The organism is Pseudomonas massiliensis, assembly GCF_000826105.1.
Classification (GTDB): Bacteria; Pseudomonadota; Gammaproteobacteria; order Pseudomonadales; family Pseudomonadaceae; genus Aquipseudomonas; species Aquipseudomonas massiliensis.
This window is the reverse complement of the sequence record NZ_CCYK01000006.1, coordinates 769,222-785,718: the sequence shown is the minus strand read 5'-3', so window position 1 is coordinate 785,718 and position 16,497 is coordinate 769,222. Positions and strand designations below refer to the sequence as shown.

General features: G+C 63.3%; 12 protein-coding genes. 8 read left to right on the top strand and 4 right to left on the bottom strand.

The features are described from left to right. Positions 1-242: 242 nt before the first annotated feature. The 8 genes from BN1188_RS09630 to pcaC all read left to right on the top strand — a co-directional run bounded on the left by BN1188_RS09630 (position 243) and on the right by pcaC (position 8,615). The gene (locus BN1188_RS09630; RefSeq protein WP_040261175.1) at positions 243-1,589 is read left to right on the top strand and encodes a 4-hydroxybenzoate transporter PcaK; all 1,347 of its coding nucleotides are present in this window, start codon (positions 243-245) and stop codon (positions 1,587-1,589) included. A gap of 159 nt (positions 1,590-1,748) precedes the next feature. Further along, entirely contained in the window at positions 1,749-2,606 is an 858-nt protein-coding gene (locus BN1188_RS09625) for a CoA transferase subunit A (RefSeq protein WP_040261174.1), read from the top strand. After that, on the top strand, positions 2,603-3,385 hold the full coding sequence (locus BN1188_RS09620) for a CoA-transferase subunit beta (protein WP_187375322.1): 783 nt from the start codon (positions 2,603-2,605) through the stop codon (positions 3,383-3,385). The genes BN1188_RS09625 and BN1188_RS09620 overlap by 4 nt, the downstream gene beginning before the upstream one ends. Beyond that, positions 3,382-4,587 carry a 3-oxoadipyl-CoA thiolase gene (gene pcaF, locus BN1188_RS09615; protein WP_269745220.1) on the top strand — a complete coding sequence of 402 codons (1,206 nt, stop codon included), beginning with the start codon at positions 3,382-3,384 and terminating at the stop codon, positions 4,585-4,587. Before BN1188_RS09620 ends, pcaF begins: the two co-directional genes overlap by 4 nt. A 119-nt stretch (positions 4,588-4,706) precedes the next feature. Next, positions 4,707-5,996, top strand: coding sequence for an MFS family transporter (locus tag BN1188_RS09610; RefSeq protein WP_040261171.1), 1,290 nt, complete (start codon positions 4,707-4,709; stop codon positions 5,994-5,996). 48 nt (positions 5,997-6,044) lie between these two features. Then, complete coding sequence (locus tag BN1188_RS09605) at positions 6,045-7,409, top strand: 3-carboxy-cis,cis-muconate cycloisomerase (protein ID WP_040261170.1); 1,365 nt, start codon at positions 6,045-6,047, stop codon at positions 7,407-7,409. 12 nt (positions 7,410-7,421) lie between these two features. Further along, positions 7,422-8,210, top strand: coding sequence for a 3-oxoadipate enol-lactonase (pcaD, locus tag BN1188_RS09600; protein ID WP_040261169.1), 789 nt, complete (start codon positions 7,422-7,424; stop codon positions 8,208-8,210). Positions 8,211-8,222: 12 nt separating this feature from the next. Continuing rightward, positions 8,223-8,615, top strand: a complete 393-nt coding sequence (gene pcaC, locus BN1188_RS09595) for a 4-carboxymuconolactone decarboxylase (RefSeq protein WP_040261168.1) — start codon at positions 8,223-8,225, stop codon at positions 8,613-8,615. A 140-nt stretch (positions 8,616-8,755) separates the two neighbouring features. Here the strand turns inward: pcaC and BN1188_RS09590 are convergent, their stop codons facing one another. The 4 genes from BN1188_RS09590 to BN1188_RS09575 form a co-directional block, all read right to left on the bottom strand. Continuing rightward, entirely contained in the window at positions 8,756-10,042 is a 1,287-nt protein-coding gene (locus BN1188_RS09590; RefSeq protein WP_040261167.1) for an OprD family porin, read from the bottom strand. Positions 10,043-10,647: 605 nt separating this feature from the next. After that, on the bottom strand, positions 10,648-12,099 hold the full coding sequence (locus tag BN1188_RS09585; protein ID WP_040261166.1) for an AdeC/AdeK/OprM family multidrug efflux complex outer membrane factor: 1,452 nt from the start codon (positions 12,097-12,099) through the stop codon (positions 10,648-10,650). After that, a complete protein-coding gene (locus BN1188_RS09580; protein WP_040261165.1) occupies positions 12,096-15,245 on the bottom strand; it encodes an efflux RND transporter permease subunit in 3,150 nt (1,049 codons plus the stop codon). Before BN1188_RS09580 ends, BN1188_RS09585 begins: the two co-directional genes overlap by 4 nt. Before the next feature lie 3 nt (positions 15,246-15,248). Further along, positions 15,249-16,391 carry an efflux RND transporter periplasmic adaptor subunit gene (locus BN1188_RS09575; RefSeq protein WP_040261164.1) on the bottom strand — a complete coding sequence of 381 codons (1,143 nt, stop codon included), beginning with the start codon at positions 16,389-16,391 and terminating at the stop codon, positions 15,249-15,251. Positions 16,392-16,497 lie beyond the last annotated feature (106 nt).

Here is a 16,497-nt window from a genome sequence, read left to right as displayed (position 1 = left end):
ATCGAATTGACCCCCCGGCGGGGCCCTCGTAATGTCGCTGCACCGGCGCTGATTTGGCGCTGGCCCATAATAAAGCGAGAGGCCCGGCCCATGAATCGAATGCTTTCGCAGCCTCCTCCGCGCGCCTGTTGCCGCGGCTTGCACCGCCCCTGACAACACTTCACCACAACTCATCGCGCAGTGCTCACGGGCTAGACTGAACCTGTGCGCCTACCTGCGCGTGTCACAGGTAAATAAGAACAATGAACCGCCCACAAGATGCCATCGGCCAGTGCCTGGATGTCCAGACGTTCATCAACAGCCAGCCCTTATCCCGCTTTCAGTGGCGGGTCGTGATCCTCTGTTTTCTGATTGTATTCCTCGACGGCCTGGATACGGCCGCCATGGGCTTCATCGCGCCGGCGCTGTCCCAGGATTGGGGCTTGGCCAAGGGTAGCCTCGGCCCGGTGATGAGCGCCGCGCTGGTGGGGATGGTCTTCGGTGCCCTGGGCTCCGGCCCATTGGCGGACCGCTTCGGCCGCAAAGTGGTGCTGGTGGTGGCGGTCGCGGTATTTGGCGTCTTCAGCCTTGCTTCGGCCTATAGCACCAACCTGGATCAGCTGATGATCCTGCGCTTTCTGACCGGCCTGGGCCTTGGCGCGGGCATGCCCAACGCCACTACGCTCTTGTCCGAATACACCCCCGAGCGGCTCAAGTCGTTGCTGGTCACCAGCATGTTCTGTGGCTTCAACCTGGGCATGGCTGGTGGCGGGTTCATCTCCGCCAAGCTGATTCCCGCCTACGGTTGGCAAAGCCTGCTGTTGCTCGGCGGCGTCCTGCCACTGATCCTGCTGGTCGTGCTGATAGTCTGGTTGCCGGAATCGGCGCGGTTCCTGGTGGTGCGCAAGCGTGGAGTCGAGGCGGTGCGCAAGCTGCTTGCGCCCATCAACCCAAGCGTGGTGGCCCAGGCCGGGAGCTTCAGCGTGCCAGAGCTGGCAACGGTCAAGTCGCGCAATGTACTGGCGGTGATCTTCTCGCAGTCCTACAAGGCCGGGACCCTGCTGCTGTGGCTGACCTATTTCATGGGCCTGGTCATCGTTTATCTGCTGACCAGCTGGTTGCCCACCCTGATGCGTGACAGCGGCGCCAGCATGGAACAGGCCGCGTTCATCGGCGGGCTGTTCCAGTTCGGTGGCGTGCTCAGCGCGGTGGCGGTTGGCTGGGCCATGGACCGTTTCAACCCGCACAAGGTCATCGGCACCTTCTACCTGCTCGCCGGCCTGTTCGCCTACGCCGTGGGCCAGAGCCTGGGCAACATGGCCTTGTTGGCGACATTGGTGCTGATCGCGGGCATGTGCGTCAACGGGGCGCAGTCGGCGATGCCATCGTTGGCGGCGCGTTATTACCCGACCCAGGGCCGCGCCACTGGCGTGTCCTGGATGCTGGGTATCGGCCGCTTCGGCGCGATTGTCGGCGCTTCCAGCGGTGCCGCGTTGCTGGGAGCCGGGTGGACCTTCGCCCAGGTGCTCACCGCATTGCTGGTGCCTGCAGTGCTGGCCACTGCCGCAGTCTTGATCAAGGGCAAGGTCAGCCACGCTGACGCCACCTGAGTCCCTTTTTGTTCGGTGATCGAACTAATACTCGATTATCGGATTGTTCCTAGGCGTGGTGAGTCTTAATCTGCTCCCACGCCCTGTTCTATACCCCCCCGGCAGCAGGTCGCCGTTGGCGGCCTCTTCATACAGACTCACTGAAGGAGTCCATGCGACATGGCTGAACTACTCTCCCTCCACGAGGCCGTGAAGCAGTTCGTCAACGACGGCGATACTGTGGCCCTGGAAGGGTTTACTCACCTGATTCCTACCGCCGCTGGCCATGAGCTCATTCGTCAGGGCAAGAAAGACCTTACCCTGGTGCGCATGACGCCCGACCTGATCTATGACCAGCTGATCGGCGCCGGCTGTGTACGCAAGTTGATCTTCTCCTGGGGCGGCAATCCGGGCGTAGGCTCGCTGCACCGCCTGCGCGACGCCGTCGAAAAACAATGGCCCCATGCACTGGAGATCGAAGAGCACAGTCACGCCGACCTGGCCAATGCCTACGTGGCTGGCGCCTCCGGCTTGCCCTTCGCGGTGCTGCGTGCCTACGCAGGCTCTGACCTGCCCAAGGTGAACCCTCTGATCAAGAGCGTCACCTGCCCCTTTACCGGCGAGGTATTGGCCGCCGTACCTTCGGTGCGCCCGGACGTCACCGTGATTCATGCGCAGAAGGCCGATCGCAAGGGCAACGTGCTGCTATGGGGCATACTCGGCGTACAGAAGGAGGCAGCCCTGGCGGCCAAGCGTTGCATCGTCACCGTCGAGGAAATCGTCGATGACCTGCAGGCACCGATGAACGCTTGCGTGTTGCCTACCTGGGCCCTGAGCGCCGTTTGCCTGGTACCGGGCGGTTCGCATCCGTCCTACGCCCATGGCTACACCGAGCGGGACAATCGCTTCTATCAGGATTGGGACCCCATCGCCCGTAACCGGGATACCTTCACTGCCTGGATCGACGAGCACGTGCGCGGCACCCGCGATTTCGAAGAATACCGCGCCAAACTCAGCCAAGCCGGGGGGAACGCCTGATGACCTACTCCACGTCCGAAATGATGACCGTGGCCGCCGCCAGGCGGTTGAAGAATGGCTCGGTCTGCTTCGTTGGCATCGGCCTGCCATCCAAGGCAGCCAACCTGGCGCGGCTGACGTCGTCGCCCGATGTAGTGCTGATCTATGAGTCTGGCCCGATCGGTGCCAAGCCCAGCGTGCTGCCGCTGTCCATCGGTGATGGTGAGCTGGCCGAAACGGCGGATACCGTGGTTCCCACCGGGGAGATCTTCCGCTACTGGCTGCAAGGCGGCCGTATCGATGTAGGCTTCCTTGGCGCTGCCCAGGTCGACCGCTTCGGCAACATCAATACCACGGTGGTAGGTGACTACCACGCGCCCAAGGTCCGCTTGCCAGGTGCTGGCGGCGCGCCAGAGATCGCCGGCTCGGCCAAGAGCGTGTTGATCATCCTCAAGCAATCCCACCGCAGCTTCGTGGAAAAGCTCGATTTCATTACCTCCGTCGGCCACGGCGAAGGCGGCGACTCTCGCAAGCGCCTCGGCCTGCCAGGCGCGGGCCCGGTGGGAATCATCACCGACCTGTGCATCATGGAACCGGAGGCCGATACCAACGAGTTCGTGGTGACCTCCATCCATCCGGGCGTGACCCGTGAGCAGATCACCGCCGCTACTGGCTGGCCGATCCGCTTCGCAGAGCAGGTGACAACCACCGGCGAGCCTACCGATGCCGAGCTGACCGCTCTGCGCGATCTCGAAGCCCGTACCGCCGCGGCCCACGGCCAAGCACCCGGAGAAGCCTGATGCGCGACGTCTTTATCTGTGATGCCATTCGTACACCGGTCGGCCGCTTCGGTGGCGCGCTGGCTTCAGTCCGCGCGGACGACCTTGCCGCCATTCCGATCAAGGCGCTGATGGAGCGCAATCCCCAGGTGGACTGGAGCGCCGTGGACGAAGTGTTCATGGGCTGCGCCAACCAGGCGGGCGAGGACAACCGCAACGTGGCCCGCATGGCCTCGTTGCTGGCAGGGCTGCCGCCGAGCGTGCCGGGCATTACCTTGAACCGCCTCTGCGCCTCGGGCCTGGATGCCATCGGCACAGCCTTCCGTGCCATCGCCGCGGGCGAGATCGAACTTGCCATCGCCGGCGGGGTAGAGTCCATGTCCCGGGCGCCCTTCGTGATGGGCAAGGCGGAAACCGCCTATTCACGCAACATGAAAATCGAAGACACCACCATCGGCTGGCGCTTCGTGAACCCATTGATGAAGGCCGAGTACGGCGTGGATTCGATGCCGCAGACAGCCGATAACGTAGCCGATGACTACAACGTGTCCCGCGCCGATCAGGATGCCTTCGCCCTGCGTAGCCAGCAGCGCGCCGCGGCCGCGCAGGCCTCGGGGTTCTTCGCTGAAGAAATAGTGCCGGTGCGTATTCCCGGCAAGAAAGGCGAAACCGTTGTCGACACCGACGAGCACCCTCGCGCCGACACTACCCTGGAAGGCCTGGCTCGGCTCAAGCCGGTCAACGGCCCGGACAAGACCGTCACCGCGGGCAATGCCTCGGGTGTGAACGACGGTGCCGCCGCGCTCATCATCGCCTCGGCCGAAGCGGTGAAAAAGCATGGCTTGAAGCCACGCGCGCGGATTCTCGGCCTGGCCAGTGCCGGGGTTGCGCCGCGGGTGATGGGCATCGGCCCGGTGCCCGCGGTGCGCAAGCTCACCGAGCGCCTGGGCCTGGCCATGTCCGATTTCGACGTGATCGAGCTCAACGAAGCCTTCGCCTCGCAGGGCCTGGCGGTGCTGCGCGACCTGGGTGTGGCCGATGACGCGCCGCAGGTGAACCCCAACGGCGGCGGTATCGCCCTGGGCCATCCGCTGGGCATGACGGGTGCGCGGATGGTAGTCACTGCCGTGCACCAGCTCGAGCGCAGCGGCGGCAAGAAAGCCCTTGCCACCATGTGCGTGGGCGTAGGGCAAGGCGTGGCCCTGGCGCTGGAGCGAGTTTAACCGGCGCGTTCATTCAATCCTCCGAAACACTCCAGGCTTCCACGCAAGGCCTGGAGCGTTTCGGGCGATTGTCTGTGGTGGTACGGTAGCGCCTCCGTATCCCATGACGAGAACAACAGATGACAACAACTCATTACACGGGCGAAGAGCGGCGCAAGCGGATTTTCGCTATTGTCGGCGCTTCTTCGGGCAACCTGGTCGAATGGTTCGACTTCTACGTTTACGCGTTCTTCGCGCTTTATTTCGCGCCGTCCTTTTTTCCTTCCGATGACCCTACCGTGCAACTGGTGCAGAGCGCCGGTGTGTTCGCGGCGGGCTTTCTCATGCGGCCCATTGGCGGCTGGCTGTTCGGCCGGGTAGCGGACCGTTACGGCCGGCGAACCTCGATGATGATCGCGGTGCTGATGATGTGCGCCGGTTCGCTGATGATCGCGTTCCTGCCCACCTACCAGAGCATTGGCGTGGCGGCCCCGGTATTGCTCCTGCTGGCGCGCCTGCTGCAAGGGCTCTCGGTGGGCGGCGAGTACGGCACCACGGCGACCTACATGAGTGAGGTGGCGCTGCGTGGCCAGCGCGGGTTCTTCGCCTCCTTCCAGTATGTAACCCTCATTGGTGGCCAGTTGCTGGCCGTGCTGGTAGTAGTGATCCTGCAACAGATGTTCGACAAGGCCGAGTTGATGGCCTGGGGCTGGCGCATCCCCTTCGTGATCGGCGCTTTGGCCGCGTTCGTTTCCCTGCTGCTGCGGCGCTCGCTCGAGGAAACCCTCAGCCCGCAAACGCGCAACGACAAGGACGCCGGCAGCCTGAAAAGCCTGTTCAAGCACCACCGTCTGGCATTCATCACGGTGCTGGGCTACACCGCCGGTGGGTCGCTGATCTTCTACACCTTCACCACCTACATGCAGAAGTACCTGGTCAATACCGCCAAGATGAGCCCGGAGACGGCCAGCTTCATCATGACCGGCGCGCTCTTCGTTTATATGTGCATGCAGCCGTTGTTCGGCGCGCTGTCGGACCGCATCGGCCGACGCAACTCGATGCTCTGGTTCGGTGCCCTCGGCGCCTTGTGCACAGTGCCTATCCTGATGACGCTCAAGACCGTGACCAACCCGATCATCGCCTTTGCGCTGATCACCCTGGCCCTGGCGATCGTAAGCTTCTACACGTCCATCAGCGGGCTGGTGAAAGCCGAGATGTTCCCGCCACAGGTACGCGCGCTCGGCGTTGGGCTGTCCTATGCCGTGGCGAACGCGGTCTTCGGCGGGTCGGCTGAGTTCGTGGCGCTCAGCCTGAAAAGCGCTGGCAACGAAAATGCCTTCTATTGGTACGTCACCGTGATGCTGGTCATCGCGTTCCTGTTCAGCTTCCGCCTGCCACGCCAGGCTGCCTATCTTCACCACGATCATTGATTCCACGTGGCGCGCCCTGGCATGGCGCGCCCTTGGCATGAGGACACCATGAGCCAGAGACCGACCAACAGCCTGTTCGATGCCTACTTCAGTGCCGCAGGCATGCGCCGGATATTCTCCGACCATGGGCGCATTCAGGGCATGCTGGACTTCGAAGCGGCCCTGGCCCGCGCCCAGGCGCGCACCGGGCTGATTCCTGCCGACGTGCCGGCAGTGATCGAAGCCGCCTGCCAGGCAAGCCTGTACGACCCGCAAGCCCTGGCGCTGGCAGTGGGAGGTGGTGGTAACGCGGCCATTCCCTTGGTGAAGATGCTTGGCAAGCAGGTGGCGAGCGCCGACCCGCGCGCCGAGCGCTATGTTCACCTCGGCGCAACCAGTCAGGACGTGATGGACAGCGGCCTGGTATTGCAGATGCGTGACGCCTTGGCGTGGCTGGAAGGCGCCCTGCAGCAACTGACCGACCGCCTGGCCGAGCAGGCCCAGCGTTACGAAGCCTTGCCCATGCCCGGCCGAACCTGGCTGCAACACGCCACGCCGGTCACGCTTGGAATGAAGCTTGCGGGCTGGCTGGGCGCATTGGATCGGCATCGCCAACGCCTGCGTGAACTCAAGCCTCGCTTGCTGGTGGTGCAGTTCGGTGGCGCTTCCGGCACCCTGGCTGCACTGGGCGATCAGGCATGGCCCGTGGCCGAGGCCCTGGCACAGGCACTCGACCTGAGCCTGCCTGAGCAGCCCTGGCATACCCATCGCGATCGCCTCGTAGAGTTCGGTAGCGTGCTTGGCCTGTTGGCCGGCACCCTGGGCAAGATGGGGCGGGACATCAGCCTGCTGATGCAGACCGAAGCGGCCGAACTGTTCGAGCCCTCCGCGCCTGGCAAGGGGGGGTCTTCCACCATGCCGCACAAGCGCAACCCGGTGGGCGCTGCCGTCATGATCGCCACCGCCACCCGCGCGCCGGGACTGGTGTCTACGCTATTGAGCGCGCTGCCGCAGGAACACGAGCGCAGCCTCGGGCTCTGGCACGCCGAATGGGACACCCTTCCGGAGCTGTGCTGCCTGGTATCCGGCGCGCTGGAACAGGCCATCGGCTTCGCCAATGGCATGGAAGTGGATGCCGGGCGCATAAGCAGCAACCTGCAGCTTACCCATGGGCTCGTGCTCGCCGAAGCGGTGAGTATCGTGCTGGCCCAGCGCCTGGGCCGTGATACTGCCCACCACTTGATCGAACAGTGCTGCAAGCGCGCCGTGGCCGAGCATCGGCACCTGCGCGAGGTGCTCGGCGATACCCCCGAAGTGGCCGCCGAGCTTTCGTCTGCCGAGCTCGACCAACTGCTCGACCCCGCTAACTACCTAGGTCAGGCGCAGCGTTGGGTTCAGCGAGCCGTGACTGAACATACCCGTCTGGATGCTTGAAAGGAGGTTTAAGTGGCACGCGTCAAACTCGCCGATGGCGAACTCAATTACCGGCTCGATGGCCCTGAAGAGGCACCTGTGCTGGTGCTGTCCAACTCCCTCGGTACCGACCTGGGTATGTGGGATACACAGATCCCCACCTTCACCGAGCACTTTCGCGTGTTGCGCTACGACACCCGTGGGCACGGCCAGTCGCTGGTGACCGAAGGCCCGTATAGCATCGAACAGCTTGGCCGGGACGTGCTGGCCCTGGTCGACGCATTGTCGCTGGAAAGGTTTTCGTTCTGCGGCCTGTCCATGGGCGGGTTGATCGGGCAGTGGCTGGGCATCAATGCGGGCAACCGGCTGGACCGGTTGGTCATCTGCAACACCGCAGCCAAGATCGCCAACGACGAGGTATGGAACACCCGTATCGAGACCGTGCTCCGCGACCGGGAAGCGGCCATGGTGGGCCTGCGCGATGCCTCCATCGCTCGCTGGTTCACGCCTGAGTTCGCTGAGCGCGAACCTGCCCAGGCCAAGCGTATCACCGACATGCTTGCCGCCACTTCGCCAGACGGCTATGCCGCCAACTGTGGCGCGGTGCGCGATGCCGACTTCCGTGAGCAAGTGGCAGGCATCCAGGTGCCCTTGCTGATCATCTCCGGCAGCCAGGACGCGGTGACGCCACCCAGTGGCGGCGAATTCATCCAGCAGCGGGTAAAGGGCGCCGAGCACGAAGTGTTTTATGCGGCCCACCTGTCCAACGTGGAAGTCGGCGGGCCGTTCAGCCAGCGCGTGCTCGACTTCCTGCGCGCATAAGAGGGTATCACCGTGGACGAACAACAGCGTTACGACGAAGGCATGAAGGTCCGCCGCGCGGTACTGGGCGATGCCCATGTGGACCGCAGCCTGACCAACCTGACGGATTTCAATCGTGAGTTCCAGGAGATGATCACCCGTCACGCCTGGGGTGATATCTGGACCCGGCCCGGGCTTGCGCGGCACACTCGTAGCCTGATCACCATCGCCATGCTCATTGGCATGAACCGCAATGAAGAGCTCAAGCTGCACCTGCGCGCCGCCGCCAACAATGGCGTGACCCGCGAAGAGATCAAGGAAGTGATCATGCAGAGTGCCATCTACTGTGGCATTCCGGCGGCGAACGCCACCTTCCACCTGGCCGAATCGGTGTGGGATGAGTTGGGTGTGGAGTCGAGGGGGTAGGGCATGGCTCCTCGCTAGCAACCACCGGCAGTTGGTCATCAAGGCGACTGGCCAACTGGCTGGTGCCAGCGAAGCTGGCGAATGCTCACATGCCCTTCGCTGGCCTCGCCGGCTCCAGGCGGAGCCAGCGAGGTACCGGATTACAACAGGCTCAACGGGTAGTTGAAGATCAGGCGGTTTTCATCGAAGTCGCCGTTGCCGTTGGAGGCGAAGTCTTTACGCAGGGTAGAATTCCTCCAGCGTACGCTCAGGCTCTTGAAGGTACCGCTCTGGATGGTGTAGGCAAGCTCGGTCTCCCGGCCCCACTCCTTGCCGTCATCCATGGTCGCCGTGTGTACGTTGCTGCCTTGCAGGTAACGGTTCATCAAGGTCAGGCCAGGAATGCCCAGCGCCGCGAAGTTGTAGTCGTGGCGAATCTGCCAGGATTTTTCCTTCAGGTTCTCGTAGCTGGAGCCGTAGGTATCGTTGGCCAGGGTGCCGCCACTGGTGCCGTTGACACGCATCCACATGCTGTCGCCTGCCACCTTCTGCAGGCCGACGTAGAAGGTATGCCCGCCGTATTTGGCCGAGAACAGGCCGGAGAAGGTACGGTTTTCCATTTCGCCCGCCAGGGCACTGCCGTCTTCGGAACCGTGGAAGAAGCCCAGGTTGGCGCCTAGGGTCCAGTCACCCATGGGTTGACTGTGCAGCACTTGCAGGTACTGCTGTTTGTACACGTCTTCCAACTGAGCGCCCCAGAGACCGATCAGGGTGCGCTTTTCGTTGAAGGTGTATTCACCACCAGCGAAGTTGAAGCGATCCGACGCCGCTGCCGTCGACTTGCCCTGCATGTACATGTCTTCCATGCTGGCGTCGTTACGCGGGCTGTTCTGGCGGAACTGGCCACCGTACAGGGTCAGGCCGTCGATTTCCTTGGAAGTGATCTGCGCGCCCTGGAAGGTCTGAGGCAAAGAGCGGCCGTCGTCCGAACGCAGGATCGGCAATACCGGCATCCACTCACCGACCTTCAGTTCGGTCTTGGAAAACTTCGCCTTGCCAGCGACAGCCAGGCGGCCAAAGTCGTCGGCCGGTTCGTTGCCCGCGTGGGTCGGCAACAGTTGGGTACCGTAGGTGCCCGCGCCGCCGTCGAGCTTGATCGAGTACATACCCAGTACGTCGACCCCGAAGCCCACTGTCCCCTGAGTGAAGCCGGACTTGGCGTCGAGAATGAAACTCTGGGTCCATTCTTCGGCCTTGCCCTGGGTGTAGCGCGGATTCACGAAGTTGCGGTTGAAGTAGAAGTTACGGAAATTGAGCGTGGCGGTGGCATCTTCCACAAACCCCGATTCAGCCGCGGCCGCGGGCAGCGCGGCGGCGGAAACAGCCAGGCCGAGGAGGGCGAGGCCGAAACTTTTCTTACGGGCGAAGCTCGTATGGGTGGCGTTCATTCTTGTTGTGGTCTCTGGTGATCATAGGCAATGGTTGGCCGCGCGAGCGGTCACGGAGTGCCGGAGAACCGGTACACCGGGTGTCTGTCTTGAATATCAGGCGTGATGCGGCGGGAGCGCGCGAGCGATATGCATAGTGGCCAACCTGTTGTTATTGGTTTGGGTCCGGACTGCCCGTGTGCGCGGGTAGCCTCGTCTTGCCGATGGTGCTAAGCCCGATCCTTCGGGTCAATTCTGCTGCGGGTAATCCGGGCGATAGGCGAACACTAACTGCCTGGTTACATTACGGCATCAGTCCTATGATGTCCGATCTGATTGTAAGTAAAAATTTCTTTAAAGCGCTATGACTTTTGTCTAAATAAATGCGCCCGTCAAGTCCTGAACCGCTCAAGGACGCGAGAAAGCGCTGAGCCGTATCGGTTTTGGCAAAGCAGCTATGCATTTGTCTTAAGCGAGGCGGGCGGCTCGGGTTGTTTCAATCCCAGGGTGCTTGCCGAAGGAAAGGTGGCATTTTGCTGCTGTTTGCGGCAGAAGTTCGCTCGAGGCGGGAAGGCGCCACCGCTACCCTGGCTTCAGGTAACGGCGGCGGACGGCGGGGGGGTGGACTAACCCTTTGGCGGTTGCAGCGAAGCGTTATTGGCTTGCCCGGCGGTTTCATACCAGCCGCCACCAAGGGCCTTGTACAGGTTCACCTCGGCGGTGAGCTGGGCCAGGCGGTCGCTGATCAGCGATTGCTGGGCGCTGAACAAGGACCGTTGCGCATCGAGCAAAGTGAGGTGGCTGTCCACACCGATGCGATAACGACGGTCCGCCAGGCGGTAGTAATCCTCGCTGGACTTGACCAGGTCACGCTGGGCCTGAAGTTGATCCACATAGGTCTTGCGCGCGGTCAGCCCGTCGGCGACTTCCTGGAACGCCGTCTGGATGGCCTTCTCATAATTCGCCACGTTCACGTCCTTCTGGATCTTGGCGTAGTCCAGGCTGGCGCGCAGCGAACCGGCATTGAAGATCGGCAGGCTGATGGACGGGCTGAAGATCCAGCGTCCCGAACCTCCCTTGAACAAACCATCCAGGTCCGCGCTGGCAGTACCGGCGCTGGCCGTCAGGCTGATGCTGGGGAAGAAGGCCGCCCGGGCCGCGCCTATGTTGGCATTGGCCGCCTTCAGATTATGTTCGGCCTGGAGGATATCCGGGCGGCGGGTGAGCAGGTCGGAAGGCAGCCCCGCTGGCACCTCGCTGAGCAGGTCGCCGTCCAGGTGCTGCCCGCGGGGCAGGTCCTCGGGCAGGCGGGTGCCTACCAGCACGGCCAGGTTGTTCAGGTCCTGGGCCACTTGCCGCTGGTACTGGGCCAGGTTGGCGCGAGCGCCTTCCACGGCGGTGCGGGCCTGGCTAAGGTCCAGCGCCGAAGATACGCCTACCTCGGCGCTGCGGCTGGTCAGCCGCAGGCTCTCTTCATAGGCCTTGAGGGTCTGCTCGGTCAGGTCATACAGGGCCTGGTCCGCCTGCCAGGTCAGGTAGGCATTGGCCACGCTGGCCACCAGGCTGATCTGGGTCGAGCGGCGCGCTTCTTCGGTGGCGAAGTAGCTTTCCAGCGCCTGTTCGCTGAGGCTACGAACGCGGCCGAACAGGTCCAGTTCGTAGGCCGAGATGCCCAGGGTCGCCGAGTAGGTGCTGGAAATGCCGGCACGGCCCGAGGTGGACAGGTCGGCCGGGCTGCGCTGGCGGGTGCCGGCGCCGTCGGCGCTGATGGCCGGCAACAGGTCGGCCCGCTGGATGCGGTATTGAGCCGCGTAGGCATCCACGTTCAGGGCCGCGACCCGAAGGTCGCGGTTGTTCTGCAGCGACAACTCGATCAATCGTTGCAGGGCCGGGTCGCGGAAGAATTCGCGCCATCCCTGCTCGGCGGCGGCGACCTTGGCCGGGTCCGCTGGGGCGAAGGCCGCCCCTTGCGGGTACTGCGCCGGCACCGGCGCCGCGGGTTGCTGATAGTCCGGGATCAGCGAGCAGCCGCTCAGGAGCGCGGCGGCCACTGCCAGGGAAATCAATGACTTGCTCATTGGCGAGCCTCATCAGGTGTAGGGTCGCTAGGCTTCCTGCGACCGTGGAATACAGAAGAAACGGTAACGAAGAACATGGGTACCCAGAAGATCGCCAGGATGGTCGCGGTGATCATGCCGCCGATCACGCCGGTACCGATGGCATGCTGGCTGCCGGAGCCTGCGCCACTGGAGATCGCCAAAGGTACCACGCCCAGGATGAAGGCCATGGAGGTCATCACAATCGGGCGCAAGCGCATGCGGCAGGCTTCCACCGCAGCGTCGAACAGGCTCTTGCCCTGCTCGTGCAACTCCTTGGCGAATTCCACGATCAGGATGGCGTTCTTCGCTGCCAGGCCAACCGTCACCAGCAGGCCTACCTGGAAGAACACGTCGTTGGACAAGCCACGCAGGCTGGTAGCGATAAGGGCACCGATCACGCCCAGCGGCACCACCAGGATCACCGCGATAGGAATGGACCAGCTTTCGTACAGGGCCGCCAGGCACAGGAACACCACCAATACGGACAAGGCATACAACGCCGGCGCCTGGGAGCCCGACAGGCGCTCCTCGTAGGACAGCCCGGTGAAGCTGTAGCCCACGCCGGCCGGCAGTTGCTTGGCCAGGCGTTCTACCTCGTCCATTGCCTGCCCGGTACTGTAGCCAGGGGCCGGAGTACCGAGAATTTCCTCGGCCGCTACGCCGTTGTAGCGCGACAGCTTGGGCGACCCGTAGGTCCACTCGCCCTTGGCGAAGGCCGAGAAGGGCACCATCTTGCCGCTGTCGTTGCGCACGTACCACTTTTCCAGGTCTTCGGGACGCATGCGGCCGCTGGCATCGCCTTGCACATACACTTTCTTCACTCGACCACGATCGATGAAGTCGTTGACATAGCTGCCGCCCAGGGCGACCGACAGGGTGCTGTTGATATCCGACAGGCTCAGGCCCAGGGCGCGCGCGCGTTCATCGTCGACGGTCAGCTGGTACTGAGGCTCGTCGCTCAGCCCGTTGGGGCGCACGCCGGCCAGGATCTTGCTCTGGGCAGCCATGCCCAGGAACTGGTTGCGCGCTTCCATCAGCTTGGCATGGCCGACCCCACCCTGGTCCTGCAGGTAGAAGTCAAAGCCGGTAGCGTTACCCAGCTCCAGTACCGAAGGCGGCACCACCGCGAAGGTCATGGCATCGCCATAGCTGAAGAAATGCTGCTGGGCGCGCTTGGCCACTTCGAACACGCTCATGCTCGAATCGCGCTCGTCCCATGGCTTGAGCATCACGAACGCCAGGCCCGAGCTCTGGCCGCGGCCAGCGAAGTTGAAGCCGTTGACGGTGAACACCGATTTCACCGCATTGCCTTCGCCATGCTCGGCGTCGAGCAGGTATTCCCGCGCGCGGTCGAGCACCTTCTGGGTATTCTCGGCCGAGGTGTTGGGCGGCGTCTGCACCTGGGTGAAGATCACGCCCTGGTCTTCGTCCGGAAGGAAGGCCGCCGGGATGCGAGTGAACAGCCAGGCCATGGCGGCCACGATCACCAAGTAGACCAGGAAGGCCGGCACCCGATGGCGGACCATATGCCCCACGCCGCGCTCGTAGCTGACTACGCTGCGGTCGAAGGTACGGTTGAACCAGCCGAAGAAGCCGCCCTTGGGCTGGCCGTGCTTCTGTTGGTCGATGGGCTTGAGCAGGGTGGCGCAGAGGGCGGGGGTGAACACCAGCGCCACGAACACCGACAGGGCCATGGCCGAGACGATGGTGATCGAGAACTGCCGGTAGATCACGCCAGTGGAACCGCCGAAGAATGCCATCGGCAGCAGTACCGCCGAGAGCACCAGGGCGATACCCACCAGCGCGCCCTGGATCTGCCCCATGGATTTGCGCGTCGCTTCCTTGGGTGAAAGATGATCCTCGGCCATCACCCGCTCGACGTTCTCCACCACCACGATGGCATCGTCCACCAGCAAGCCGATGGCCAGGATCATCCCGAACATGGTCAGGGTGTTGATGGTGAAGCCCGCCGCGGCCAGGATGCCGAAGGTACCCAGCAGCACCACCGGCACCGTCATGGTGGTGATCACCGTGGCGCGGAAGTTCTGCAGGAACAGGTACATCACCAGGAACACCAGCACGATCGCTTCGATCAGGGTGTGCACCACGCCGGAAATCGACTCGGTGACCACCGGGGTGGTGTCATAGGGGAAGACCGCCTCCACGCCCTGGGGGAAGAACGGCTTGAGGTTGTCGATGGTGGCGCGGATCGCCTTGGCCGTGTCCAGCGCGTTGGCACCGGTGGCCAGCTTGATCGCCATGCCGGAAGCCGGCTTGCCGTTGTACTGGGCGTTGATGCTGTAGTTCTCGCCGCCCAGGCCAATGTTCGCCACGTCGCGCAGACGCACCTGGGAGCCGTCGGTATTGACCTTGAGCAGGATGTCGCCGAACTGCTCGGCGGTCTGCAGGCGGGTCTTGCCGATGATGGTGGCGTTGAGCTGGGTACCTGGCAGGGCAGGCAGGCCGCCCAGCTGGCCGGAGGACACCTGCACGTTCTGCGCCTCGATGGCGCTGGTCACGTCCAGGGGGGTGAGCTGGAAGTTGTTCAGCTTGGCCGGGTCCAGCCAGATGCGCATGGCGTACTGGGCCCCGAACACCTGGAAGTCACCCACGCCGGAAGTACGGGAGATCGGGTCCTGCAGGTTGGACACAATGTAGTTCGCCAGGTCGTCCTTGGTCATCGAACCGTCGGTGGACACCAGGCCGATCACCAGCAGGAAGTTCTTGACCGCCTTGGTGACGCGCAGGCCCTGTTGTTGCACTTCCTGGGGCAGCAGCGGGGTGGCCAGGTTGAGCTTGTTCTGCACCTGTACCTGGGCGATGTCCGGGTTGGTGCCCTGATTGAAGGTCACCGTGATGGTCATGCTGCCGTCGGAGTTGCTCTCCGAGGAGATGTAGCGCAGGTTGTCGATGCCGTTCATCTGCTGTTCGATGACCTGCACCACCGTGTCCTGCACGGTCTGGGCGGAGGCGCCCGGGTAGCTCACGGCGATGGCGATCGCGGGTGGAGCGATGGCCGGGTATTGGTTGATAGGCAGCTTGAGGATCGACAACCCCCCCACCAGCATGATTACCAGCGCGATCACCCAAGCGAAGATCGGCCGGTCAATGAAGAACTTCGACATGGTTTACTCCTTCTGGCCCCCGGCCGCCTGGTCGGGCGCCGCTGGCGCGTCCGTCGCTACTTCGTGAGGCTTCACTTCGGCGCCAGGCTTGACGTATTGCAGCCCCTCGACGATCAGCTTGTCGCCGGCCTTCAGGCCATCCTCGATCAACCAGGAAGCGCCCACGGTGCGGCTGGTCTTGAGCGTACGCTGTTCGACCTTATTGTCCGCGGTGACTACCAGGGCGGTCGGGGTGCCCTTCAGATCGCGGGTCACCCCACGCTGAGGAGCCAGAATGGCGTCCTGGGCTACGCCGGCCATCAGCTGGGCATGCACGAACATGCCTGGCAGCAGGCTGTGGTCAGGGTTGGGGAACACGGCGCGCAGGGTCACCGAGCCGGTGGTTTCGTCCACGGATACCTCGGAGAACTCCAGCTTGCCTTCCTGACCGAACAGGGTGCCGTCTTCCAGCTTGAGCTGGACTTTGGCCGCGTTATTGCCGGCTTTCTGCAACTGGCCGTCAGCCATGGCGCGGCGCAGCTTGAGCATGTCCGCGGTGGATTGGGTCACGTCCACGTACATGGGGTCCAACTGCTGGATGGTGGCCAGCGCGGTGGTCTGGCCGTTGGTGACCAGGGCGCCTTCGGTCACGGACGAACGGCCGATCCGGCCGGAAATGGGTGCCAATACCTTGGTGTAGCGCAGATTGATTTGCGCGCTCTTGAGGGTCGCCTCCGCCTGTAGCTGTTGGGCGCGGGCGGTATCGTATTCCTGCCGGCTGACGGCTTGCTCGGCGATCAGTTGCTTGTAGCGATTGGTCAGCGTGCGGTACTGCTCCACGCTGGCCTGGGCGTTAGCCAGGGTCGCCTCATACACCGAGGGGTCGATCTGGTACAGCTGCTGGCCCGCTTTAACATCAGCGCCTTCCTGGAACAGGCGCTTGAGGATGATGCCGTCCACCTGCGGGCGCACCTCGGCCATGCGGAACGCGCTCGTGCGTCCCGGCAGCTCGTTGGTGAGGGTGACCGTCTGCGGTTTAAGGGTGACCACGCCGACTTGAGGAGCCTGGGCCGGGGGCGGCGCGGCCTCCTTCTTTTCGCAGCCACTGAGTAGCGTGGCCAGGGCAACGGCGGATACCAATGCGGTAACAGCTGGCTTGAATTGCATGAAGATCCTCGGGGCGGAACGCAGAAGACGCTCAAGAGTAGTTGAACGGAAGGGTTTGTAACATCTAGATAAATAGGTTGCTAACGAATATACTTACGTTCGCGGC